Source organism: Psychromicrobium silvestre (assembly GCF_013408295.1).
GTDB classification, from domain to species: domain Bacteria; phylum Actinomycetota; class Actinomycetes; order Actinomycetales; family Micrococcaceae; genus Renibacterium; species Renibacterium silvestre.
Genome location: NZ_JACBYQ010000002.1, coordinates 799741 through 825127, shown reverse-complemented (window position 1 = coordinate 825127; position 25387 = coordinate 799741). Strand labels below are relative to the sequence as shown.

Here is a 25387-nt window from a genome sequence, read left to right as displayed (position 1 = left end):
TAGCTGCCACGGCGTTTATCGTACCTAGTACATTCTCGGGATCAGCGGACTCGCTCCGCCTTCGTGAAGCGCACGCGAGTTCCGGAGGCGATGTTCAGCAGCACCGGGATGCGTTGGCCGATCACTAGTTCCAGGGCAGCTACCAATTCGGAGACCTCGGTAGCTAGTTGATGCGGTGAAACGCCTTGACGGGGCATTAGCCTGACTCGGAGGCCGGGCTCCCCCTTTACCTCGTAAGTTGAGACCGTAGAGCCGAGTAAATCGGTGCGCTCGCCGAAGGCCTGACGTAACAGTTGCTCGGCCACACTGCCATTGATCGAGACCAGCCCCTCCGCCTCGCCCGCTTCATCGTCGGCGGCCAGAATGGTGGTACGTCCGCGTCCTTGGCCGGCCACCCAGAGGATCATCAAAATGATCAGCACAATCAAGAACACCGCAACCCCAACCCAGATCAGGCTGCTGCCTTGACCGGGTAAAGCAGTCTGCGTGGCCAAGTCTTGGAGTTGACTATTCAGCGGCCCTGCCCAGGCTTGCCACCACTGAGCGAAAGCCGGCACCGTGGCCAGGCCGAGAGCAACCCCGCCTAAAGTCAACAGGAAAAGCGCGAAAAGCGTGAGCAATATGCGGTTGAGTACACGAGGCGTCTCGTTCAAACCCCGATCACCCCCACTGCTGCCAGGTTGACTCGAACTTGGGGTAGCGGGGAAAGCTGCATTAGTTCCACTTCGGCCTCCACCGCATGCTTGATCGCTTCGGCGTTCAGTGCGACGCCGGAAGTCGGCCTGATATTCACCACAACGGTGCGCTGGGAAACCACCACCATGACCTGCTCTTGGGTGACACCAGCAGCCAAGCGTGCCCGGCGGGCTAGCGCGGAGGCAATCACCTCGTCCTCAACAACCACCGACATTCTGGAATCGGGCAGGGTGTGCCGGGCTCGACGTCCCGGTAGCACCGCGCTGAGCAAGAACAGCAAGCCAAAGAAAAGCAGCACCGCTCCCACCACTCCGAGCAGGAAGGGGTTGATACCGTCCGGTAGATGCGCCAGTCGATCCAGAGCGGTTTGCGGATCAATTAGCCAGGCGGGCTGATTGACGATCCGCAAGCCACATTCCAGCAGGCCATAGATCGCCAGTACGATCACGGCAAAAGCGGCAATCGCGGAGAGCACCGAGCGGCCCGAATAGAGTTCTCTCCGAACCACCCGAGCCATATCGAGCTTGCTATCCATTTTGCTCTGTTCGCTCTGTTCGCTCTGTTCGCTCTGTTCGCTCTGTTCGCTCTGCGTCATTGAACCCTCCGAGCCGGTGCTGCATCGGGCTGTACCGGATTTTCGTAGGCTCGGCTCTGCTGCGGTAAGCGGACACCGGTGATCCTAATGTCCACTCTGGCAACATCCGATCCGGTCAGATAACCCACCTTGTCCAGCACATCCTTTTTGGCGGCAATGGTGCGCAGCCAAATCGAACCGCCGCTCTCGGCCAACCTCGCTGCCGCAGCCTCATCGTGGGCCACCGCTAAAGCAGTCAGGCTGGGAACCGCAATCGGGGTGGCCAGAGAAATCGCCAACCGACCAGCCGCATCGGAAAAAGAGACCCGAACCTCATTGACCTGCACGCCGAAACTTTCAGCGGCCGCAGCCTGAGCCACGCTGTTGAGGGCGGCCGTACTGATCCGGTTGTGTCCCGCAAGAGCCTCATTGCTTGCTGCCGGAATTACTGCCGGGGCTTGCGTCGTAGCCTCTGTCATGAGGAGGAACGCCGTCCGGTCAGGGCGTCAAGCACACCTCGCAGATCAAGTTTGCCGTCGGCGGCGCGGCCAAGGATCGCTCCGATCACCATGAAGATCACCGCGATTAGGAATCCCCAGAATCCGAAGGCAAAAGCCATAAAGGCTAAGAAGGCGCCCGCACCGATACCAACGAGTGTGTAGTTCATGCTGACTCTCCACTGCTTACTTGCGTTTTAGGCTCAGGGGTTTTCACACTCGCGGCGAGCCGCTCCGACAGTTTCGGCTGCCCTGGACTCTTCGGCACATCGCCACCTGGGAGATGAACATCATTGACCTCCACATTGACCTCAATCACCTTCAGACCCACCTGCTCTTGTACGGCTCGGTAGACAGCAGCCCGAACTTGATTGGCTACCTCAAGAAGCGGGCGTCCGTATTCAGCGACCAGCGATACATCGACGGCTACCTGGGTTTGGCCCACCTCGACCCGAATGCCCTGGGAAAGATCGGTGGCACCTACTACCTCACGGATCGCGCCGAGTGCACGCGCGGAACCGGAGCCGAGTGAGTAGACTCCCGGAACCTCCCGCGCCGCAATACCTGCCACCTTGGCCACCGCCGTTTCGGCGATAACCGTCCGTCCGGAGGCTTGCTCCGCACCGGGCTGGCCGCCGTCGTTCACCGGATCGCTCACTGATGCCTCCTACCGCGCTCTGCTGCACTCCTTCAGAGAATGCCTTCACCCCAAGCCTACTGCCCGAGCGAGAAGGGTTGAAGGAACCAGTCCGTCAGGTTCGAAACAATGAGCCGCCTTCGAACGTTCATTAGATAGCTACATCACGATAGAAGGACGGCGACCATGAGCGGCAACGGTCTAGGCGGGGCCTTCGGCTCCCTGGACGTCATTTTCAACCCTGCCCGCGCCTACCAACTGGAGGAAGAAAGCCGCCAGCTCACACTGCCTGCCACGGTGGACTCCCCCGATAAGGGCGGGCACGGGATCGAAATCGATTTGGACGCCGGGGTTGCCGTTATTCACCGTCCCGAGTGATGGTGAGCGGCACCCCGGCGAGCCGGAACCCCGAGACCCTGAGCTGCTGGTAACCGGGGAGTGGTTCCGAGATCAGTTCCTGCCGGTCCCGTGGGTTCACACCCAAGATTGTCTGCAGAGCCACCGCTACAGCGGCGGCAGACCAAGCTTGTGGACGGCAGGCCGCAGGATAGGCAACGGGCCCACCAGCCACCGGCTCTCCCGCATGCAGTTCCGGCATCCGGTAGTCAAAGCCCTCCGCGGCGAGCAGCAAACCTTCGAGCAGCCCAGTTGCGTGCTGACCCAAGCCCTCCCGGTGCATTCCCCAGATAGCGATTGCGGTGTCGTGTGCCCAGACCGATCCGCCGTGATAGCTCAGTGGCCAATACCCTGCCTCCTCGGTGGACAAGGTTCGCAAGCCCAGCCCCGAATCTAGGCTTGGCCCGGAAACCAGTCGAGATACTCGCTCCGCCTGCTCCGCGGTCAGAATGCCGGTGCCCAACAGGTGACCGATATTGCTCGTCAACGAGTCCACTTTTTGTTTCTTGCCGTCCAGCGCCACCGCCGGGTACGACTGGTCTTCGCTGCCCACCCAGAAGGATTCGGTGAAACGCTCTTTGAGCCGCTCCGCCCACTCTTCCCACTCCTGCGCACCAGGGAGCTCGAAGTGGCGCATGAGTCGTGCCCCCGCCCGCGCCGCTTCATAGCCGTAGCCCTGTACCTCGCACAGAGCCAGCGGCCCCTCGGCCAGCCGCCCGTCTCGCCATTGAATCGAATCGCCGGAATCCTTCCAGCCCTGATTACTCAGCCCGTGCCCGGTTTCATCACGGTAATCCAGGAAGCCATCCGCGTTTGAATAGTCACGCATCCAGGCCAGTGCCGCCTCCAACTGAGGCAACAGTTCCTTGACCTCTTGATCCGCGAGGCCCCAGCTCCAGGCATCGTGCAGCAGGCAAATCCACAGCGGCGTGGCGTCCACGGTGCCGTAGTACAAGGGCGGCAGGGTGATGCCTTTACCGTGTAGATGGAGCGTTGCCGACCTGATCTCATGCGGGATCTTGCCCGGCTGCTCGGCGTTCTCCGGATTGACTCGCGTACCTTGCAGCGCCGCCAGGGCACGCAGAGTGGAGGCTGCGAGTTCGGTGCCGAAAGGCAGCAGCATTCTGGCCGCCCAGATTGAGTCCCGCCCGAATAAGGTGAAGAACCAGGGCGCCCCGGCCGCTAAGAAAACTTCGCCGGGGGCGGCTGTGGCAGTCATTCGAAGCCCGTTGAGGTCTTCGAATGCACGTTCCGCCCAGCGGCCAATCCGTGAATCTGAGCTCTCTACCGAGACTTCATCCCATTGTGGAAGCCCCTCGGCTGCTTTGACGACGGCGGACGTGTCCTGCAGTTCTACGGTCCAAGACACTTCACTCACCGCATGGGGCGGAACCGTGAGGTTCCAGCGAATGGCAAGTTCACCGCCGTCGTAACTGATATTTGCTCCGGGAGCGAGAACCCGCGCTTGTACCGATCCACGCTCCAGGGTGGCCTGATCCCCCGCTATGGACAATTCGATGGCTGGCGAGAGCTGCGGCGCGGCCCGGTCCCGGCTGGCGGCCAGGCCGGACTTGACGTCCTGCAGCGCCCCGAAATCTGGCTTCAGCACGAGTTTCAGCTCGAAGTTCAGTTCGTCGGGAAGCCTTGACTCAAAACGCAGTACCTCCGCCACCGATTCCGCTCCAACAGTGCGACGGCGATCCAACCTCACCCGCGGGTCCGCACCCCGGCCGTCAACCGAGCGGGCCACCAGGCTGTGTACATCCTCGGAAGCATTAATCCGGTTCACCCCGATGTTCTCTGTCGCCTCTCCGTTCACCGTCAGGGCGAGGCTGGAGAACACCCGAGTATCGGAATAGTAGATCCCGTGGATGGGTTCCAGGCCCATGTTCCCAATGCGGTCCGTCCAAAACTGGGTCGGGGCTTTGAAGAGCAAGAGCGCATCATGGAGAAAGGGTTGCCGCAGTTCGGTTGAAGCGGTAAGGGTTTCGGGGGAGGGGATCGTCATATTCCTGATTCTCTATAGATAGCGGTTGTGTCATTCTTTGACGGCTCCTTCGCTATTGTTCAGGATCCGTCGCTGGAACAGAAGAAATACCAGTGCCACCGGAACGGTCATTAGGAGCGCGGCGGCCAGTTTGAGCGGAAACTGACTACCCTGGCTGAGCTGACCGGAAGCCAGGGAGGCCACTCCCTTGGCGAGCGTGGTGAGTTCCGGGGATTGGGCGGAGATGATGAAGTGGGACAGTTCGTTCCAGGAACCCTGAAAGGACATGATCACGATGGTGATCACGGCGGGCCGTGCCATCGGGAGCACCACCGACCAAAAGGTCCGGAAGCTACCCGCGCCGTCAATCCGTGCCTGCTCCTCAATACTGCTCGGAATGGATTCAAAGAAGTTCTTCATAATGAAGATACCCGCCGCATCGACCAAGAGCGGCACAATCATTCCCGCATAGGAATCGTAGAGACCGAGCTGATTGATCACCAAAAATTTTGGAATCAATTGCACGACGCCGGGCACCGCCATCACCGCGACCAACCCGGCAAACATCACTCCCCTGCCGCGAAAAGACAGCCTGGCGAGCGCATAGCCTGCGAGCGAGTCGAAGAACACTCTGCCAAGGGTCACCAGTAGCGTGACCACTACCGAGTTAGTGAACCAGAGCGGAAAATCGGAGTTTTCGAAAAGCCGTTGGTAAGCATCCGTGCTCCAGGTCAGCGGAAGCGGCGAGATGGAGCTGCTACTGGCCTCGGCATCCGTTTTGAACGAAGTGCCCACCTGAACCAGAAAGGGCCAGATATAGACGACGGCGATGAGCAGCAGGATCAGATAAAGCCCACCCTTGCGGAGGCCACGGGTGACGCTGTTCATCGTTTCGCTCCGCTCGTCGCGCTCACTTCTCGATACATTCGCATCTTCCGCTGCGACACCGGCCGTTCACGCAGTATCCAGCGCTGTAGCAGGGTCATCAGCACGATGATGACAAAGAGCACAAAGGCAATTGCCGAGCCTTGACCCCATTGCTGATTATTAAAAGCGGAGGAATAGGAAAGGTAAGCCGGGGTAAGCGTGGTTTTCCCCGGACCGCCCTGAGTTCCGGTATAGATCTGGTCGAAAACCTGCCAGGCCCCGATCAAGCCCAAGGTAAGCACAGTGAACAAGGTGGGACGCAATTGCGGCAAGGTGACGTACCAGAAGCGCTGCCAGCCACTTGCCCCATCCAAGGTAGCGGCCTCGGTGATGTCGCCACCCAGGTTCTGCAGAGCTGCGATGAAGAGCAGCATAAAAGTGCCGCTCGTGGTGAAAACCGCCATCGCAATGAAAGCGGTCATCGCCACCGAGGGACCGGAGAGCCAATCCCAGAAGGAGACCCCTAGCACGCTGTTATCGGTCAGCGCCGCCGGGCCAGTTTTTATCCCCAGTCCGTCGAGGATCAGATGCAGCACTCCTCGCGGGTCATTGAACCAATTCGGTCCATTGATCCCGATAAAGGACAGGGCCTTGTTCACCGCCCCCGATGCGCTGAACAAGAAGAGCCAGAGCACCGTGATGGCCACGCTACTGGTGACGGAGGGAAAGTAGAAGGCGGTTCTGAAGAAGCCACGCCCGCGCAGAGCGCGACCGTTCACCAGCACGGCGAGCAGTAACGCCACGGCGGTCTGGATCGGGACCACCAAAACCACATACCAGGCGTTGTTACGCAGCGATGTGCCAAAATCCTGCTCAGCTTGTCCGCCGCTAGCCAAGATCTTCCGATAGTTATCAAAACCGGCGAAACTGACATCCCCGGAGAAGGGCGAGCCACGCCCGCCCCAATCGGAGAAGCTGACCCATAGCGCCATCAGTACGGGAACCAAGAGGAACAGGCCCAGGATGATCAACATCGGAGCGGTGAACAACCAACCGGCTACATTCTCACCGCGCCGTAGCCCACCAACCCGGGCTGCTCGTTTTCTAGCAGGCATGGTATTCAGCTACCCAGAGCCAGGAGGTTCTTCTGAGCCGCGTCGAGAATAGTCTTAGGGTCCGAGGTTGCCAAGGACTCCAGCTTGGAATTCAGATCGGAGATGACGTCCGAGGCCCCTTGTGCCACCGGAACTGATTTAGCGTAATCGGCACCGGCCAAGAAGGGCGCGAGTGTGGGGTTCTGGCTGCTCCAATCACTTGCGGCTGATTTGACCGAGGGCATCGGGCCGAAGGCTTTGGAGAAGGCCAGCTGGGTGGAGGAAGCGGTGAGCTGCTGAACGAGATCTAGGGCAGCTTTCTGATTGGGGCTATCGGCGGCGATCCCCCAGCAATTGCTGAACTGTAGCGTGCCTTTACCGGCTGGGCCGGCCGGGAGCTCAGCCACCTTGTACTGCACTTTGGGGTAATCCTTGCTCAGGCCACCGGTGATCCAGTTTCCCTCAATGGTCATCGCGGCGAGTCCCTTGCCAAAGGCTTCACCGCCCCATCCTGCTCCAAGGTCTTTAGCGAACTTATAACTGCCCGCCTGCAGAAGTGACTTGACGTACTGGAGTGCCTTGATATTGGCGTCGCTATTAGCGGTCGGCTTTCCGTCGTCATCGTAGAGATTGCCGCCGGCCTGGACCATGAAGGCTCCCAGGCGAGCGTATTCGCTGCTGGTGCTGAGCCCGACGTGACCGTTTCCGGTGAGTTTCTTGGCCACCGTGGCGAGTTGGTCCCAGGTGGTGGGGATATCGGCGTCGGTCAGCCCCGCCTCGCTCCACATCCGCTTATTGATCACCAGCTGCAAGGTGGAGAAGTCCTTAGGAGCGCAATAGAACTTGCCGTCCTGGCTGAACTGCTTGACCAGAGCCGGATAGAAGTCATCCTTATTGGCGAGCTGGTCTCCATAAGCCAGCAATGAGCCGTTCTTGGCATACCCGGCCAGGCTATCCGGGGCTAGATAGAAAACATCGGCGGGCTTTTTGGCTGCGAAACCTTGGGAGAGCTGCTGAGAAAGATTGCTAGCGGCGGTGACGGTTGCAGAGACGCCCGATTTGCTCGACCAGGCGGACACCGCGTCCGTCACTGCCTTTGTCTCGGCATCGCCACTGGAGCCGATCAGCACGGTGAGGCTCTTATCCGAGCTGCTCAGCCCGGAAGAACTGCTCTGCGAGCCGCTGCTGAATCCACTGCCACAAGCGCTGAGTGTCACTAGTCCTGCGGTGAGCACAGCGGCTCCACGCAGCCAGCCTAGTCCCCCGCCGCCCTTCATCTTTTTGCTGAGCATCATTTCTCCTTTGAAATCGTGCGAATCATTTGAACGATCAAATTCTTTATCAACTGGATCATTAAACAATTCCTCGCTAGAGAATTTGAACGATCCAATTCATAGTTGGATCAAGCTATCACCACACTGCCATCACAGGCAAGAGGTTACCGGCCTCACCAGTGGCCCCGGCTTCTGGTACTTTTGATCGATCAAAGTATCCCGGTACACGAATTCTGCTGCAGGGAAGGAAAACGCTTGAATCGACCACCCACAGTGCTAGATGTGGCTCGAGCTGCTGGCGTCTCCCGCCAGACGGTGTCCAATGTGCTTAACACCCCGGAGATCGTCAAGGCCGGAACCAGGGAACGCGTCCAGGCAGTCATCGCCGAGCTCGGCTACCGTCCAAATATCTCTGCCCGGAGGCTCCGCACTCGACAGAGTTCAACCATCGGCTTTTGTCTCGATCCACTGAGCCAGGGGATCTCCAGCGCGGTACTGGACCGCTACTTACACGCCCTGACGGAGCAGGCCACTGCCCGGGGGATGCGCATCCTGGTTTACACCGCGAAGGATTCTGGCCAGGAAATCGGGCAGTTCCAGCGCCTGCTGGACGAGGCGGATGTGGACGCCTTCGTACTCACCTCAACTCACGACGGTGATCCGCGGCCGGGCTGGTTACGCCAACACGGTGCAGATTTCGTCACCTTCGGCAGGCCCTGGGGCGAAGCCGATATCGATGGTTCGCCCCAGTTGTGGGTCGATGTGGACGGCGCCGCTGGCAGCGCCGCGGCTTGCCGGCATCTGCTGGCCCAAGGCGCTCGGCAAATCGCGTTCCTCGGCTGGCCAAGTCCCTCCGGCGTCGGCGAGGACAGACTGAACGGCTGGCGTTCTGTCATGCTGGAGCAGCGAAATCAGGGCGAACTTGGTGGTTTGCGTTGGCAGTGCAAGGACGAGGTGGCCGATGCCCAACGCTTAGTCGCCCAGCAGCTACGCCGACTGGACGGACCCGGAGAGCTCGACGGCATAGTTTGCGCCAGCGACACCCTGGCCCTCGGTGCCCTGATGGCGCTGAACGCAGCCAACCTGACAAGCATCCCGGTGATCGGTTTCGATAACAGCCCGGTCTCCATGGCTTTAGGCATCAGCAGCATCGATCAATGCCTTCAGGACGTGGCTGAAGGCACCCTCGAACTACTGCTGGGGCCCGAGGGAAACCAGGTTCTCAAGCATCAAAGCAACGCCAGTCGAGCTCATCGGCTGATCACCCCACAGCTGATCGTCCGCACCCGCTCGGGCGTGTAACCGTCTAGCTCCTCCGTTTCCGGCTGGAGACCATTGCCAGGCCCAAGCCCAGGAACAAGATCGCCAGAGCCACCGGGACGAGCACCAGATCGGCTCCGGTGTAGGCCAAGGGCGGCGCCGCAGGCTTGATGAGAGTGGTTGTCACCTTCGCCGGAGGCGGTGTGATCTTCGATCCCGATGGCGGTATCGCGGAGGCAGTGGCGAAGTTCGCGACTTCTCCAGCATCGATATCGGCCTGGGTCACCGCATAGCTCGCAGTAGCCGTCACCGTCTGGCCGGGGGTTAGCGTGCCAGCTACTCCAGGCCAGGTGTAGCTGAGCGGCGAGAGCCCAGCCATTGGATCATTGATCACGACGTCGGTCAAGGTCACGTTACCCGTATTGGTGGCGCTCAGGTGATAGGTGATCACCTGACCCGCTATTGCAGGATCCTGCACCCCGGCAGCGTCGGCGGTCTTGCTGAAGATCATCGCCGGACCCTGCGGAAGCGGGGTATCCGTGGTGACCGGAGGTGAGGACGGACCACCCGTTGTGGTCGCACTATTGGCGACATGGCCGGCGTCGATATCAGCCTGGGTGATCGGATACGTTGCGGTCGCCGTCACCGACTCCCCCGGAGCCAACGTCCCAGCAGTCCCGGGCCAGGAATAAACCAGCGGCGATAGACCTGCCAGACCGTCCACGATGCTCACCCCCGTCAACGTCGTGTTGCCGGTGTTCTTTGCGGCGAGCTGGTAGCTCACCAAGTCCCCGACCTTGGCCGGCGTATGCACCGCAGAAGCATCCGCAACCTTGGTCAACAACAACCCGGGCCTCTGATCGGCCGGTACCGAAGCGCTCGACGGCGGGGAGTCCACGGCGTCCCCTGCCTGCGGGGTGCCGTGTGCCACCGCGGTGTTGGTCACCGTTCCGGCATCCACGTCGGCCTGCGTCACCGTATAGGTGGCTGTGCAGGTGACCGAAGCCCCGGGAGCTAGCGAAGCCGCAGCCGGCGGGCAGTTCACCGCCGGGGCAGGACCGGTACCGGAGAATGCCGACTCGGTCACCGTTACCGGCGCCAGGGTTACATTTCCGGTATTCGTTACTAAGAACGAATAATGCAGAATCTGACCGGCAGCCGTGAGAGCCGTTTCAGCCACCGACTTCACCAAGGAAACTCCCGGCGCCTGCGGCACCGTGGTGTCCGTGGTCCCGGGTGGGGTAATCACCGGAGGACCCGTCGGCGGGGTTCCCGTCGCGGTCGCGCTATTAGCAACATGACCGGCATCAATATCAGCCTGCGTGATGGCATAGGTTGCCGTCGCAGTCACCGTCTGTCCCGGAGTTAGTGTGCCAGCCGCACCCGGCCAGGTGTATGTCAGCGGTGAGAGACCAGCATGCGGATCGTTGATCGCGATGCCGGTCAACGTCACGTTACCCGTATTCGTCGCCGTGAAGTTGTACGTCACAACATCACCCACAACTGCCGGGTTCTGCACCGCACTGGCATCCGCAGTCTTGCTGAACGTCATGGCCGGACCCGGCGGAATGGAGGTGTCCGTAGTCCCTGGTGGGGTCGTCACGGGCGGACCGCTTGGTGGAGTACCCGTCGCTGTTGCCGAGTTCACTACGTGACCGGCATCAATATCGGCTTGGGTGATCGCGTAGGTTGCCGTCGCAGTCACGCTCTGACCCGGGGTGAGCGTTCCGGCCGTTCCCGGCCAGGTATACGTCAACGGGGACAGCCCTACTAGACCGTCGTTGATCGTGACGCCGGTCAATGTCACGTTACCCGTATTCGTGGCGGCGAAGTTATAGGTAATCACATCACCCACAGCAGCCGGGTTCTGCACCGCACTGGCATCCGCGGTCTTGGAGAACGCCATGGCCGGACCCGGCGGAACAGTTGTGTCGGTGGTTCCTGGTGGGGTCGTCACCGGTGGACCGCTTGGTGGAGTACCTGTCGCTGTTGCACTATTTGCAACATGGCCTGCATCAATATCGGCTTGGGTGATCGCATAGGTTGCCGTCGCAGTCACGCTCTGACCCGGGGTGAGCGTTCCGGCCGTACCCGGCCAGGTATACGTCAACGGGGACAGCCCTACTAGACCGTCGTTGATCGTGACGCCGGTCAACGTCACGTTACCCGTATTCGTGGCGGCGAAGTTATAGGTAATCACATCACCCACAGCAGCCGGATTCGAAACCGCCGAGGCATCAGCAGTCTTGGAGAACGTCATCGCAGGATTAGCCACCAACGGCGTATCCGTTGCTCCAGCAGGAGGAGTCACCGGAGAACCCGTGGGCGGCGTCCCAGTAGCCGTCGCACTATTTGCAACATGGCCTGCATCAATATCCGCCTGCGTCACCGCATACGTCGCCGTCGCGGTTACCGTCTGCCCCGGGGCCAGCGCGCCAGCCGCACCCGGCCAGGTGTACGTCAACGGCGAGAGGCCAGCCAAAGCGTCGTTAATGACAACGCCGGTCAATGTCACGTTACCGGTGTTTGTCGCGGTGAAGTTGTAGGTCACCACATCACCAACCACCGCTGGGTTCTGCACGGCATTGGCATCCGCAGTCTTGGAGAAGGTCATGCCAGGATTCGAAACCAACGGCGTATCCGTCGTTCCAGCAGGAGGCGTCACCGCAGGACCATTCGGCGGAGTACCCGTCGTTGTCGCAGAGTTCGCCACATGACCGGCATCAATATCAGCCTGCGTCACCGCATAGGTCGCGGTTGCCGTCACCACTTCACCCGGCAACAATGTCCCAGCCGTACCCGGCCAGGTATATGTCAACGGCGAGAGGCCCACTAGACCGTCATTGATCACGACGCCGGTCAACGTCACATTGCCGGTATTCGTCACCGTGAAGTTGTACGTCACCACATCGCCTACAGCAGCAGGACTCGAAACAGCCGAAGCATCCGCAGTCTTAGAGAACGTCATCGCCGGATTAGCCACCAACGGAGTATCCGTTGTGCCCGGTGCAGGAGTCACGGCAGGACCGCTTGGTGGAGTACCCGTCGCTGTTGCCGAGTTCACTACGTGACCGGCATCAATATCGGCTTGGGTGATCGCGTAGGTTGCGGTTGCCGTCACCGTCTGACCCGGAGTTAGCGTGCCTGCCGTGCCCGGCCAGGTGTAGGTCAGCGGTGAAAGTCCGACCAAACCGTCATTGATCGTGACGCCGGTCAACGTCACGTTACCCGTATTCGTCGCCGTGAAGTTGTACGTCACAACATCACCCACAACTGCCGGGTTCTGCACCGCACTGGCATCCGCAGTCTTGGAGAACGCCATCGCCGGGTTTGCCACCAAGGGTGTGTCCGTTGTGCCCGGTGCAGGAGTCACCGCAGGACCCGACGGCGGGGTACCCGTCGTCGTTGCAGAGTTCGCCACATGGCCAGCATCGATGTCAGCCTGCGTAATCGCGTAAGTAGCGGTCGCCGTCACCGTCTGACCTGGGGTTAGCGTGCCCGCCGTACCCGGCCAGGTATACGTCAACGGCGAGAGGCCTACTAGACCGTCATTGATCACGACGCCGGTCAACGTCACGTTACCCGTATTCGTCGCCGTTAAGTTATAGGTCACCACATCACCCACAACTGCCGGGTTCTGCACCGCACTGGCATCAGCAGTCTTGGAGAACGCCATCGCCGGGTTTGCCACCAAAGGCGTATCCGTCGTCCCAGCAGGCGGCGTCACCGCAGGACCCGTGGGCGGCGTCCCAGTCGTCGTCGCACTATTTGCAACATGACCGGCATCAATATCAGCCTGCGTCACCGCATACGTCGCAGTCGCCGTGACAACCTCACCCGGAGCCAACGTGCCGGCCGTTCCCGGCCAGGTATAAGTTAGCGCCGACAAGCCAGCCAGGCCGTCATTGATCACGACGCCGGTGAGGGTCACGTTACCGGTGTTTGTCGCGGTGAAGCTGTAGGTAATCACATCGCCAACAGCCGCCGGGCTCGAAACAGCCGAAGCATCCGCAGTCTTAGAGAAGGTCATGTCAGGATTAGCCACCAAAGGCGTATCCGTAGTCCCAGCCGGCGGCGTCACCGGAGAACCCGTCGGGGGCGTCCCAGTCGTCGTCGCACTATTTGCAACATGACCGGCATCAATATCAGCCTGCGCCACCGCATACGTCGCCGTCGCCGTCACCGTCTGACCCGGGGTTAGCGTTCCGGCCGTACCTGGCCAGGTATAGGTCAGCGCCGACAAGCCAGCCAGGCCGTCATTGATCACGACGCCGGTGAGGGTCACATTGCCCGCATTCGTCGCGGCGAAGTTATAGGTAATAACGTCACCAACAGCCGCCGGGCTCGAAACAGCCGAGGCATCTGCAGTCTTAGAGAACGTCATCGCCGGATTCGAAACCAACGGCGTATCCGTAGTCCCAGCCGGCGGCGTCACGGCAGGACCCGTCGGTGGTGTCCCGGTCGTCGTCGCGCTATTAGCCACATGGCCGGCATCAATATCAGCCTGCGTCACCGCATACGTCGCAGTCGCCGTCACCACTTCACCCGGAGCCAAAGAACCGGGAGCACCAGGCCAGGTATACGTCAACGGCGACAGCCCTACTAGACCGTCATTGATCACGACACCGGTCAACGTCACATTGCCCGCATTCGTCGCCGTGAAGTTATAGGTAATAACGTCACCCACAGCCGCCGGATTCGAAACAGCCGAGGCATCGGCCGTCTTGGAGAACGTCATCGCAGGATTCGAAACCAACGGCGTATCCGTCGTCGCTGGCGGAGTAACAACGGGCGGACCGCTTGGTGGAGTACCGGTCGTTGTCGCGGAGTTCGCTACATGCCCAGCGTCAATATCAGCCTGAGTAATGGCGTACGTCGCAGTCGCAGTTACCGTCTGTCCTGGGGTTAGCGTTCCCGCTGTACCCGGCCAGGTATAGGCCAGTGGTGACAAACCAGCTAGCGGATCACTAATCACGACGCCGGTCAACGTCACGTTACCCGTATTGCTGGCCGTGAAGTTGTACGTCACCACATCGCCAACAGCCGCCGGACTCGAAACCGCCGACGCATCGGCCGTCTTGCTGAACGTCATGGCCGGGTTTGCCACCAAGGGAGTATCCGTTGCTCCAGCAGGAGGAGTCACGGCAGGACCAGTGGGCGGGGTACCTGTGGTCGTTGCGCTATTAGCAACATGCCCGGCGTCAATATCAGCCTGAGTAATGGCGTACGTCGCAGTCGCCGTTACCACTTCACCCGGAGCCAACGTGCCTGCCGTTCCCGGCCAGGTATAGGTTAGCGCCGACAAGCCAGCCATGCCGTCATTGATCACGACGCCGGTGAGGGTCACATTACCCGTATTCGTCGCGGCGAAGTTATAGGTAATCACATCACCCACAGCCGCAGGACTCGAAACAGCCGACGCATCGGCCGTCTTGCTGAACGTCATGGCCGGGTTTGCCACCAAGGGAGTATCCGTCGTCCCGGGTGCAGGAGTCACCGGAGAACCCGTCGGGGGCGTCCCCATCGTCGTCGCACTATTAGCAACATGCCCGGCGTCAATATCAGCCTGAGTAATGGCGTACGTCGCAGTCGCCGTTACCACTTCACCCGGAGCCAACGTGCCTGCCGTTCCCGGCCAGGTATAGGTTAGCGCCGACAAGCCAGCCAGGCTGTCATTGATCACGACGCCGGTGAGGGTCACATTACCCGTATTTGTCGCGGTGAAGTTGTAGGTCACCACATCACCAACCACCGCTGGGTTCTGCACGGCACTGGCATCCGCAGTCTTAGAGAAGGTCATGCCAGGATTCGAAACCAACGGCGTATCCGTCGTCCCAGTAGGAGGCGTCACCGGAGAACCCGTCGGGGGCGTCCCAGTCGTCGTCGCCGAGTTGGCAACATGTCCGGCATCGATATCAGCTTGGGTAATGGCATACGTCGCAGTCGCCGTCACAATCTCACCGGGCAGCAACGTTCCAGCGGTACCGGGCCAGGTATAGGTCAAAGCAGACAAACCAGGCAGCGGATCGTTGATTGCAACGCCGGTGAGGGTCACATTGCCCGTATTCGTCGCGCTGAAGTTATAGGTAATCACGTCACCAACAGCCGCAGGATTCGAAACTGCCGAGGCATCCGCAGTCTTGGAGAAGGTCATAGCCGGATTAGCCACCAACGGGGTATCCGTCACTCCAGCAGGAGGCGTCACCGGAGAACCTGTCGGGGGTGTCCCGGTCGTCGTCGCGCTATTAGCCACATGGCCGGCATCAATATCAGCCTGCGTCACCGCATACGTCGCCGTTGCCGTCACCACTTCACCCGGAGCCAAAGAGCCGGGAGCACCAGGCCAGGTGTAGGTCAGCGGGGACAAACCAGCCAGGCCGTCATTGATCACGACACCGGTCAACGTCACGTTACCCGTATTCGTCGCGCTGAAGTTATAGGTAATAACGTCACCCACAGCCACCGGATTCGAAACAGCCGAGGCATCAGCAGTCTTGGAGAACGTCATCGCAGGATTCGAGACCAACGGCGTATCCGTCGTCGCTGGCGGAGTAACAACGGGCGGACCGCTTGGTGGAGTACCCGTCGCTGTTGCCGAGTTCACTACGTGACCGGCATCAATATCAGCCTGAGTAATGGCGTACGTCGCAGTCGCCGTCACCGTCTGACCCGGGGTTAGCGTTCCCGCTGTACCCGGCCAGGTATAGGCCAGTGGTGACAAACCAGCTAGCGGATCACTAATCACGACGCCGGTCAACGTCACGTTACCCGTATTCGTCGCGCTGAAGTTATAGGTAATAACGTCGCCAACAGCCGCTGGGCTCGAAACCGCCGAGGCATCAGCGGTCTTGCTAAACGTCATCGCAGGATTCGAAACCAACGGAGTATCTGTGGTTGCGGGAGGGGTACCGAGTGGTCCACCACTAGGGGGAGTACCGGTCGCCGTCGCCGAGTTCGCCACATGGCCCGCATCAATGTCAGCCTGCGTAATCGCATAAGTAGCGGTCGCCGTCACCACTTCACCCGGCAGGAGAGTCCCTGCCGTTCCAGGCCAGGTATAGGTTAGCGCCGACAAGCCAGCCAGGCCGTCATTGATCGCCACGCCGGTGAGCGTCACGTTACCGGTGTTCGTCGCGGTGAAGTTATAGGTAATAACGTCGCCAACAGCAGCCGGACTGTGTACAGCCGAGGTGTCCGCGGTCTTGCTAAACGTCATCGCTGGGTTCGCCACCAACGGCGTATCCGTCGTCGCAGGTGCAGGAGTCACGGCAGGACCAGTGGGCGGAGTCCCCGTGGTCGTCGCGCTATTAGCAACATGACCCGCATCAATATCAGCCTGCGTAATCGCGTAAGTAGCGGTCGCCGTCACCGACTCCCCCGGTGCCAAAGTACCGGGGGTACCGGGCCAGGTGTACGTCAGCGGCGAGAGTCCCACTAGACCGTCATTGATCACCACACCGGTCAACGTCACGTTACCCGTATTCGTCGCGCTGAAGTTATAGGTAATCACGTCACCAACAGCAGCCGGACTATGTACGGCCGAGGCGTCCGCGGTCTTGCTAAACGTCATCGCAGGATTCGAAACCAGTGGCGTATCAGTTGTTCCGGGTGCAGGAGTCACCGCAGGACCAACCGGCGGTGTCCCTGTCGTCGTCGCACTATTAGCCACATGGCCGGCGTCAATATCTGCCTGCGTAATCGCATACGTCGCAGTCGCCGTCACCGACTCCCCCGGTGCCAAAGTACCGGGGGTACCGGGCCAGGTGTACGTCAGCGGTGAAAGACCAGCCAGCGGATCATTGATCACAACCCCCGTCAACGTCACGTTACCGGTGTTGGTTGCGGTGAAGTTGTAGCTAATCAGCTGCCCCACCTGAGCGGGAGAAGTGACTGCCGAAGCATCCGCGGTCTTCGCAAAGGTCATCGCGGGACCTTGCGGAACCGGGGTATCCGTTGTTCCCGGCGGAGTGGTGATAGGCGGACCACTTGGTGGCGTGCCAGCTGGAGTCGCGCTATTGGCCACATGGCCCGCGTCAATATCGGCCTGCGTCAACGCATAGGTAGCGGTCGCCGTGACAACCTCACCGGGCAACAACGTTCCAGCGGTACCGGGCCAGGTATAGGTCAAAGCAGACAAACCAGGTAGCGGGTCATTGATCACGACGCCGGTCAACGTCACGTTACCCGTATTGCTGGCGGTGAAGTTGTAGGTAATCAGCTGCCCCACCTGAGCGGGAGAAGTGACTGCCGAAGCATCCGCAGTCTTGGAGAAGCTCATCGCGGGATCGGAGACCAAAGGGGTGTCCGTGGTTCCCGGCGGGACATCAAGTGGGCCACCGCTAGGGGGCGTCCCGGTCGTCGTAGCAGAGTTCGCCACATGTCCGGCATCAATATCAGCTTGAGTAATGGCATACGTTGCGGTCGCAGTTACGGTCTGTCCTGGGGTTAGCGTTCCCGCAGTACCGGGCCAGGTATAGGCCAAAGCAGACAAACCAGGCAGCGGATCATTGATCACGACACCGGTCAACGTCACGTTACCCGTATTCGTCGCGGTGAAGTTATAGGTAATAACGTCACCCACAGCCGCCGGGCTCGAAACAGCCGAGGCATCAGCAGTCTTAGAGAACGTCATCGCAGGATTCGAAACCAACGGAGTATCCGTCGTTCCAGGTGCAGGAGTCACCGGAGAACCCGTCGGTGGTGTCCCTGTCGTCGTCGCCGAGTTCGCCACATGGCCAGCATCAATATCAGCCTGCGTCACCGCATACGTCGCAGTCGCAGTTACGGTCTGACCTGGGGTTAGCGTTCCCGCAGTGCCCGGCCAGGTATAGGTCAACGGCGAGAGCCCTACTAGACCGTCATTGATCACGACACCGGTCAAGGTGACATTGCCCGTATTCGTCGCGGCGAAACTGTAGGTAATAACATCGCCAACAGTCGCCGGACTCGAAACAGCCGAGGCATCAGCAGTCTTAGAGAACGTCATCGCTGGGTTTGCCACCAAGGGTGTGTCCGTGCTGGCCGGTGCAGGAGTTACCGCAGGGCCACTCGGTGGGGTACCCGTCGTCGTAGCAGAGTTCGCCACATGGCCAGCGTCAATATCAGCCTGCGTCAACGCATACGTCGCAGTCGCCGTCACCGACTCCCCCGGCAATAATGTCCCAGCTGCCCCGGGCCAGGTATAGGTCAAAGCAGACAACCCAGCCAAACCATCATTGATCACGACGCCGGTCAACGTCACGTTACCCGTATTCGTCGCGGCGAAGTTATAGCTAATCAACTGCCCCACCTGGGCAGGAGAGGTAAGGGCCGAAGCATCCGCAGTCTTCGCAAACGTCATGGCCGGACCCTGCGGAATGGTGGTGTCCGTGGTTCCCGGCGGAGGCGTCACCGGAGGACCGGTCGGCGGTGTACCCGTCGCCGTCGCGGAATTCGCCACATGACCCGCATCAATATCAGCCTGCGTCAACGCATAAGTCGCAGTCGCGGTCACAGTCTCACCGGGCAGCAACGTTCCAGCGGTACCGGGCCAGGTATAGGTCAAAGCAGACAAACCAGGCAGCGGATCGTTGATTGCAACGCCGGTCAACGTCACGTTTCCCGTATTAGTGGCCGTGAAGTTATAGCTAATCAGCTGCCCCACCTGAGCAGGAGAGGTAACCGCCGAAGCATCCGCAGTCTTCGCAAACGTCATGGCCGGACCCTGCGGAATGGTGGTGTCCGTGGTCGCCGGTGGCGAGGTCACGGGTGGACCGGTTGGCGGAGTACCTGTTGATGTCGCGGAATTCGCCACATGACCGGCATCAATATCAGCCTGCGTCACCGCATAAGTAGCAGTCGCCGTCGTCATCTGGCCCGGCAGCAGCACCCCGGGAGTCCCCGGCCAGGTATAGGTCAAAGCAGATAAACCAGCCAGGCCATCGTTGATGACCACGCCGGTCATCGTCACATTGCCGGTGTTCGTCGCAGTGAAGTTATAGCTAATCAACTGCCCCACCTGCGCCGGGGAACTCACGGCGCTGGCATTAGCGGTCTTGGCCACCGTCATCGCGGGGGAAGGTGTGCCCGGTACGGCCGCGGAGGACGGCGCCGAGTCAACCACCGGACCGCTCGGCGGAGTGCCATGCGCCACCGCAGTGTTCGAGACCTGACCAGAATCGAAATCGGCTTGCGTCACGGTGTAGGTAGCCGTACAGGTCACCTGAGTTCCCGGAGCCAAGGAGGCAGCCCCCGCGGGGCAGTTAATAATAGGAGCGGGCCCCGATCCAGTAAACGCAGAGTCTGTGACAGTCACGGGTGCCAGGGTGACATTGCCCGTATTCGTGACCACGAAGGAGTAGTGCAGAACCTGACCAGCGCCCGTCAATGACATTTCAATCAAGGACTTCACCAGGGATAGTGCGGCGGTCTGGGCAAGCGGAGTATCTGTGGTTCCCGGAGGCGATGTCACCGGCGGACCGGTGGGAGGATTACCCGTTACGGTTGCGCTATTCGCTACATGACCGGCATTGATATCCGCCTGTGTCAGCGCGTAAGTCGCGGTCGCCGTCACGAGCTGATTGGGCAGCAAGGTTCCCGGAGTGGCAGGCCAGGTATAGGTCAAAGCAGACAACCCAGCCAAACCATCATTGATCACGACGCCGGTCAACGTCACGTTACCGGTGTTCGTCGCGGTGAAGTGATAGGTGATGATCTGCCCCACCTGAGCGGGGGAAGTCACGGCCGAGGCATCGTCGGTTTTGGAGATTGTCATGGCTGGACCCTGGGCAAGCGGGGTATCCGTGCTGCCGGGAGCAGGCGTGACCGGAGGACCGCTGGGCGGGGTACCCGTTGTCGTCGCGCTATTCGCCACATGCCCGGCATCGATATCGGTCTGCGTCAACGCATACGTTGCTGTGGCCGTCACCGTCTGACCAGGCAAAAGCGTTCCCGGAGCGGCAGGCCAGGTATAAACCAGTGGAGATAAGCCAGCGAGCGGATCGTTAATCACGACGCCGGTCAACGTCACGTTACCGGTGTTGGTCGCGGTGAAGTGATAGGTGATCAGCTGCCCAACCTGAGCAGGAGAAGTCACCGCCGAGGCATCAGCAGTCTTGGAGAACGTCATCGCCGGACCCTGCGAGATCGCGGTGTCCGTCGTCCCTGGAGGCGAGGTCACGGGCGGGCCAGTGGGTGGAGTGCCCGTCGAGGTCGCGGAATTCGCCACATGTCCGGCATTAATATCGGCCTGGGTTATCGCGTAAGTAGCAGTCGCCGTCGCGCTCTGGCCGGGTAGCAGCGTCCCAGCAGTTCCGGGCCAACTGTAGGTCAACGCGGACAAGCCAGCCAAGCCATCATTGATCACGACGCCGGTCAACGTCACGTTACCCGTGTTCGTCGCGGTGAAGTGATAGGTGATCAGCTGCCCCACCTGAGCAGGAGAGGTCAGGGCCGAAGCGTCAGCCGTTTTGGCAACCGCGATCGAAGGGCCTTGAGTCAAGGGCGTATCGGTGCTGCCAGGAGGCGAGGTCACCGGTGGACCCGTTGGTGGCGTACCCGTGGTCGTCGCGCTATTCGCTACATGACCGGCGTCAATATCGGCCTGCGTCAAGGCATAGGTGGCGGTCGCCGTCACACTCTGGCCAGGCAATAGCGTCCCAACCGTTCCGGGCCAGGTATAGGTCAAAGCAGACAGGCCTGCCAAGGCGTCGTTAATCGCGACGCCGGTCAACGTCACATTGCCAGTGTTGCTTGCCGTGAAGTTGTAGGTAATCACGTTGCCCACCGCTGCGGGACTCTGCACTGCACTGGCATCGGCAGTCTTGGCAATTGTCATCGCAGGGCTCTGGACTAGCGGAGTATCGGTAGCGCCTGGGGACGAGGTCACGGCGGGGCCCGAGGGTGGGGTACCCGTGGCGGTGGCCGAGTTCGCAGCATGCCCGGCATTGATATCGGCCTGCGTGATGGGATACGTTGCGGTCGCCGTGACGGATTGGCCCGGGAGTAGCGTCCCGACGGTGCCCGGCCAGGTATACGTCAGGGCGGATAGCCCAGTGTGCGGATCGTTAATCACGACGCCGGTCAAGGTCACGTTTCCGGTGTTGTTTGCCGTGAAGTGATAGGTAATCAGCTGCCCCACCTGTGCAGGAGACGTAACTGCCGAAGCATCAGCGGTCTTGGCGAAGGTCAGCGCCGGACCCTGCGGAACTGTGGTGTCGGTAGTCCCCGGCGGAGTCGTTATCGGAGGGCCCGAGGGCGGAGCACCCGTTGCCGTCGCCGAGTTCGCCACATGCCCGGCATCGAGATCCGCCTGGGTCAGTGCATAGGTGGCGGTCGCGGTCACCGATTGCCCCGGGGCTAGGGTTCCAGCCGTCCCGGGCCAGGTGTAAACCAGCGGAGACAGTCCGGCCAGACCGTCGGCGATGCTGACCCCGGTCAACGTGACATTACCGGTGTTGCTCGCGGTGAAGTGATAGGTGATCAACTGCCCCACCTGAGCGGGAGACGTCACCGCCGAGGCATCGGCCGTCTTGGAGAAGGTCATCGCCGGACCCGAAATCAGCGGTGTATCCGTTGTACCGGGTGCCGGTGTCACCGGCGGGCCGCTCGGTGGCGTACCCGTCACGGTCGCCGAATTCACCACATGACCGGCGTCAATATCGGCTTGGCTAATCGCATAGGTCGCAGTCGCGGTGACAGTTTGGCCCGGCAACAAGGTCCCAGCCGTTCCGGGCCAGGTGTAGACCAGCGGGGATAGGCCAGCCAGACCGTCAGCGATGTTGACCCCGGTCAGCGCGACATTACCGGTGTTGCTCGCCGTGAAGTGATAAGTGACCAGTTGCCCCACCTGGGCAGGAGAGGTCACCGCCGAGGCATCAGCCGTCTTAGAGAAAGTCATTGCCGGGGCCTGCGCCAGAGGAGTGTCAGTGGTTCCGGGTGGAGGTGTCACCGGCGGACCGGTGGGCGGAGTGCCCGTTGTGGTCGCCGAGTTCGCCACATGTCCGGCATTGATATCCGCCTGGCTGATCGCGTAGGTTGCTGTGGCCGTCACCGACTGCCCCGGCGCTAAGGTTCCGGGCGTCCCAGGCCAGGTATAGCTCAGGGCAGACAATCCAGGATGCGGATCGCTGATGGCAACCCCGGTCAGGGTGACATTACCGGTGTTGCTCGCCGTGAAGTGATAAGTGACCAGTTGGCCCACCTGGGCGGGGGAAGTCACCGCCGTGGCATCGGCCGTCTTAGAGAAAGTCATCGCAGCGTTGGACACCAAAGGAGTATCCGTTGCAGCCAAAGGCGAAGTCACCGCAGGACCCGTCGGAGGTGTCCCTGTCGCGGTGGCACTATTCGCCACATGACCAGCATTAATATCAGCCTGCGTAATCGCATAGGTTGCGGTCGCGGTTACAGACTGTCCAGGCAGCAATCTCCCGGCAACACCAGGCCAGGTATAGACCAGCGCCGACAAACCAGCCAACGGATCATTAATCACCACACCATTCAGGGTCACGTTACCCGTATTAGTGGCAGTGAAGTTATAGGTAATCAACTGACCCACCACCGCAGGAGAACTCACTGCAGAAGCATTCGCTGTCTTCGCCAAAGTAATCGCAGGAAGAGCCGTTCCCGGCACTGCCGCAGACGACGGTGCCGAGTTCACCACCGGCCCGCTCGGCGGAGTGCCGTGAGCCACGGCGGTGTTAGTCACTTGACCCGAATCAAAATCGGCCTGTGTCACGGTATAGGTCGCGGTGCAGGTCACCTGAGCGCCCGGGGCCAATGATGCCGCCCCAGCCGGGCAGTTCGTCACCGGAGCGGGACCACTGCCATTGAAGGCAGTCTCCGTGATCGTCACCGGGGCCAGGGTCACATTGCCGGTATTCGTCACCACGAACGAGTAGTGGAGCACCTGACCAGCACCGGTCAACGAAGTCTCCGTCAAGGACTTCACCAAGGACAGCGATGGTGCCGAGGTGATCGGCAGGGTTACCGTCGAGGGCCCGGATACCGGTGCCGTCACCCCGGCGGGTGGGACCGCCGTCGCCGTCGCTGTATTCGTCAACGAACCGCTATTCACATCGGCCTGAGTGAGCGTATAGGACGCCGTGCAGGTCACCGAGGCCCCTGGCGCAATCGGCCCCACTGGGCACACCGCCGTCGAGATCGTCCCCGAACCGCTGAAGCTCGTTTCGGTGATCGATGGGCTGCTCACCGTCACATTGCCGGTGTTTGTCACCAAGAACGAATAGTTAACGACTTGCCCCGCGGTGTAGCTGGCCGCCCCGGAGGGTGAGGAGGTTTTCACCAAGCTCAGCGTTGAGGTCCGGGTGGCATTAACCGTCTTAGATGAAGGTGCTGAATCGACGACGGAGCCGGTTGGCGGAGTGCCGTGCGCCACCGCAGTATTGGCTATATTTCCGCGATCAACATCAGCCTGAGTCACGGTATAGGTCGCCGTGCAGGTAACGGAGGCTCCAGGAGCCAGTGAGCTGGCACCGGCCGGGCAGGTGACCACCGGGGCGGTACCGCTGCCATTGAAGGCCGTCTCGGTAACCGTCACCGGGGCAAGGGTGACATTTCCGTTGTTGGTAACCAGGAACGAGTAGTGCAGAACTTGTCCAGGACCGGTGATTGAGGTTTCTGTCAGGGACTTCACCAGGGTCACCGATGGAGCCGAGTTGATAGGCAAGGTTACCGTGGAGAGCCCCGACTGAGGTGCGGTCACCCCGGCTGGAGGAACCGCCGTCGCGCGTGCTGTATTGCTCAGCGAACCACTATTCACGTCCGCTTGGGTCAGGGTGTAGCTCGCGGTACAGGTCGCCGATGCCCCGGGGGCAATTGGGCCTACCGGACACACCGCCGTCGAAATCGTCCCCGAGCCGGTGAAAGTTGTCTCGGTGATTGACGGACTCGTTACGGTGACATTGCCGGTATTCGTGACCAGGAAGGAATAGTTGATGACTTGCCCCGCCACATAGCTGGCGGCGCCGGAGGGAGTCGCGGACTTCACTAGGGTTAGCGAGGAGGTCCGGGTAGCGGTGAGAACGGCGGAGCTCGGTGCGCTGCTGACTGTTCCACCACTGGCTGGAACGTTTGCCGAGGCTACCGCAGTATTCGTCACCTGACCCGCATTGATGTCTGCCTGGGAGGCGGTATAACTCGCGGTACAGGTGGTACTGGCACCCACCGCCAGACTGGTGGCAAGGCAACTGACAGCTCCCAGGGTGCCGGTACCGCTGAACGCTGTCTCTGCGATGGAGAGTCCGGTCAGTGGCGCATTTCCGGTATTGGTGACGGCGAAGGTGTAGGTGGCTGCCTGGCCCGCTGCGGTGATGGTTGTTGGGGCTACGGTCTTCGCCAGCGAAAGGCTCGGGGCAATCGGGGTGATGCCCAGCATTTGGTTAAAACCATCGTTAGTGGTGCCGGTACCGGCGTAACCAAAGCCGACGGTAATGCTGTTCACGAATTGGGTCGGAGTATTGATGTCGTAGGCTCCGCAACCCCAACTTCCGAAGGTGCCCGTCCCACAACTAACTGTTTGGCCTACCGTGGATCTGCCAGTCATTCCGAGCGGATTGGTGTACCCCACGGTAGTTCCAGCGTTCTGGATGGACATAGTAGCGGTCTGAGAACCTGCGGAATCCAAACTGAAGGTTCCGCCCGAAGTAAGAGTCTGAGGATGATTATGGAAGGTCGCAAAGGTGTTACCAGCGGCGATAGTTCCCGCTCCCACATCGGAGGTGTATAGCACTGGGGTCATAACGGGTTTGGAGAAGGAATAGGTGATAGACCCACAACCGCTGGCCGTGATGACGGCACAATTGACGATGCTGATATTGAGGGCTTGGGTCGTTGTCACGGGTATATACGCTGGACGCGTCCCGCTCGGAGTAAGGCCGCCAGGCCCAATAAACGTCGCTGGCCCGGTCAAGGTAGCCGTCACCACAACCCCGCTCGGGGTGGTGCCGGTGGCAACATTCCCCACGATGGTCCAGGTGGCCGGAAATTCGGAACCGGCGGGCACCGCTGAGGCACTAGGGGTACCGGCGACCCAGAAGAGTCCGGTGAGCACAATGGTCGTCAGAGTTAGCAAAGCGGCAACCGGACGAATGATCATCCGATGAACCTT

At 60.7% G+C, this 25387-nt stretch carries 12 protein-coding genes; 2 read left to right on the top strand and 10 right to left on the bottom strand.

Annotated features, from left to right (window positions below):
- Positions 1–41: 41 nt before the first annotated feature.
- From FHU41_RS11795 to FHU41_RS11775, 5 genes are read right to left on the bottom strand one after another with little or no spacing between them, the layout of a single operon-like run.
- Positions 42–653, bottom strand: coding sequence for a hypothetical protein (locus FHU41_RS11795; RefSeq protein WP_179389843.1), 612 nt, complete (start codon positions 651–653; stop codon positions 42–44).
- Positions 650–1291, bottom strand: a complete 642-nt coding sequence (locus tag FHU41_RS11790) for a DUF6286 domain-containing protein (protein ID WP_179389842.1) — start codon at positions 1289–1291, stop codon at positions 650–652. Before FHU41_RS11790 ends, FHU41_RS11795 begins: the two co-directional genes overlap by 4 nt.
- Positions 1288–1749, bottom strand: coding sequence for a hypothetical protein (locus FHU41_RS11785; RefSeq protein WP_179389841.1), 462 nt, complete (start codon positions 1747–1749; stop codon positions 1288–1290). The genes FHU41_RS11790 and FHU41_RS11785 overlap by 4 nt, the downstream gene beginning before the upstream one ends.
- On the bottom strand, positions 1746–1937 hold the full coding sequence (locus FHU41_RS11780; protein ID WP_179389840.1) for a DUF2273 domain-containing protein: 192 nt from the start codon (positions 1935–1937) through the stop codon (positions 1746–1748). Before FHU41_RS11780 ends, FHU41_RS11785 begins: the two co-directional genes overlap by 4 nt.
- Positions 1934–2425, bottom strand: coding sequence for an Asp23/Gls24 family envelope stress response protein (locus FHU41_RS11775; RefSeq protein WP_179389839.1), 492 nt, complete (start codon positions 2423–2425; stop codon positions 1934–1936). Before FHU41_RS11775 ends, FHU41_RS11780 begins: the two co-directional genes overlap by 4 nt.
- Before the next feature lie 165 nt (positions 2426–2590).
- Here FHU41_RS11775 and FHU41_RS11770 point away from each other — a divergent pair, with 165 nt between their 5' ends.
- On the top strand, positions 2591–2782 hold the full coding sequence (locus FHU41_RS11770; RefSeq protein ID WP_179389838.1) for a DUF6191 domain-containing protein: 192 nt from the start codon (positions 2591–2593) through the stop codon (positions 2780–2782).
- On the opposite strand, the gene FHU41_RS11765 is transcribed toward FHU41_RS11770, so the two are convergent.
- Genes FHU41_RS11765 through FHU41_RS11750 form a run of 4 tightly spaced genes read right to left on the bottom strand, consistent with a single transcriptional unit; the run spans position 2763 to position 8040 of the window.
- Positions 2763–4808: a glycogen debranching N-terminal domain-containing protein gene (locus tag FHU41_RS11765; RefSeq protein ID WP_179389837.1), complete on the bottom strand. Its 2046-nt coding sequence runs from the start codon at positions 4806–4808 to the stop codon at positions 2763–2765. The two genes, FHU41_RS11770 and FHU41_RS11765, sit on opposite strands and share 20 nt — an antisense overlap.
- Positions 4809–4838: 30 nt before the next feature.
- Entirely contained in the window at positions 4839–5675 is an 837-nt protein-coding gene (locus FHU41_RS11760; RefSeq protein ID WP_179389836.1) for a carbohydrate ABC transporter permease, read from the bottom strand.
- Positions 5672–6769, bottom strand: a complete 1098-nt coding sequence (locus FHU41_RS11755) for a carbohydrate ABC transporter permease (protein ID WP_179389835.1) — start codon at positions 6767–6769, stop codon at positions 5672–5674. The genes FHU41_RS11760 and FHU41_RS11755 overlap by 4 nt, the downstream gene beginning before the upstream one ends.
- A 5-nt stretch (positions 6770–6774) precedes the next feature.
- A complete protein-coding gene (locus FHU41_RS11750; RefSeq protein WP_425503304.1) occupies positions 6775–8040 on the bottom strand; it encodes a sugar ABC transporter substrate-binding protein in 1266 nt (421 codons plus the stop codon).
- A 264-nt stretch (positions 8041–8304) separates the two neighbouring features.
- Here FHU41_RS11750 and FHU41_RS11745 point away from each other — a divergent pair, with 264 nt between their 5' ends.
- Complete coding sequence (locus FHU41_RS11745) at positions 8305–9324, top strand: LacI family DNA-binding transcriptional regulator (protein WP_343046321.1); 1020 nt, start codon at positions 8305–8307, stop codon at positions 9322–9324.
- 4 nt (positions 9325–9328) lie between these two features.
- Here the strand turns inward: FHU41_RS11745 and FHU41_RS15170 are convergent, their stop codons facing one another.
- The gene (locus tag FHU41_RS15170; protein WP_179389833.1) at positions 9329–25375 is read right to left on the bottom strand and encodes a DUF7507 domain-containing protein; all 16047 of its coding nucleotides are present in this window, start codon (positions 25373–25375) and stop codon (positions 9329–9331) included.
- Positions 25376–25387: the final 12 nt, after the last annotated feature.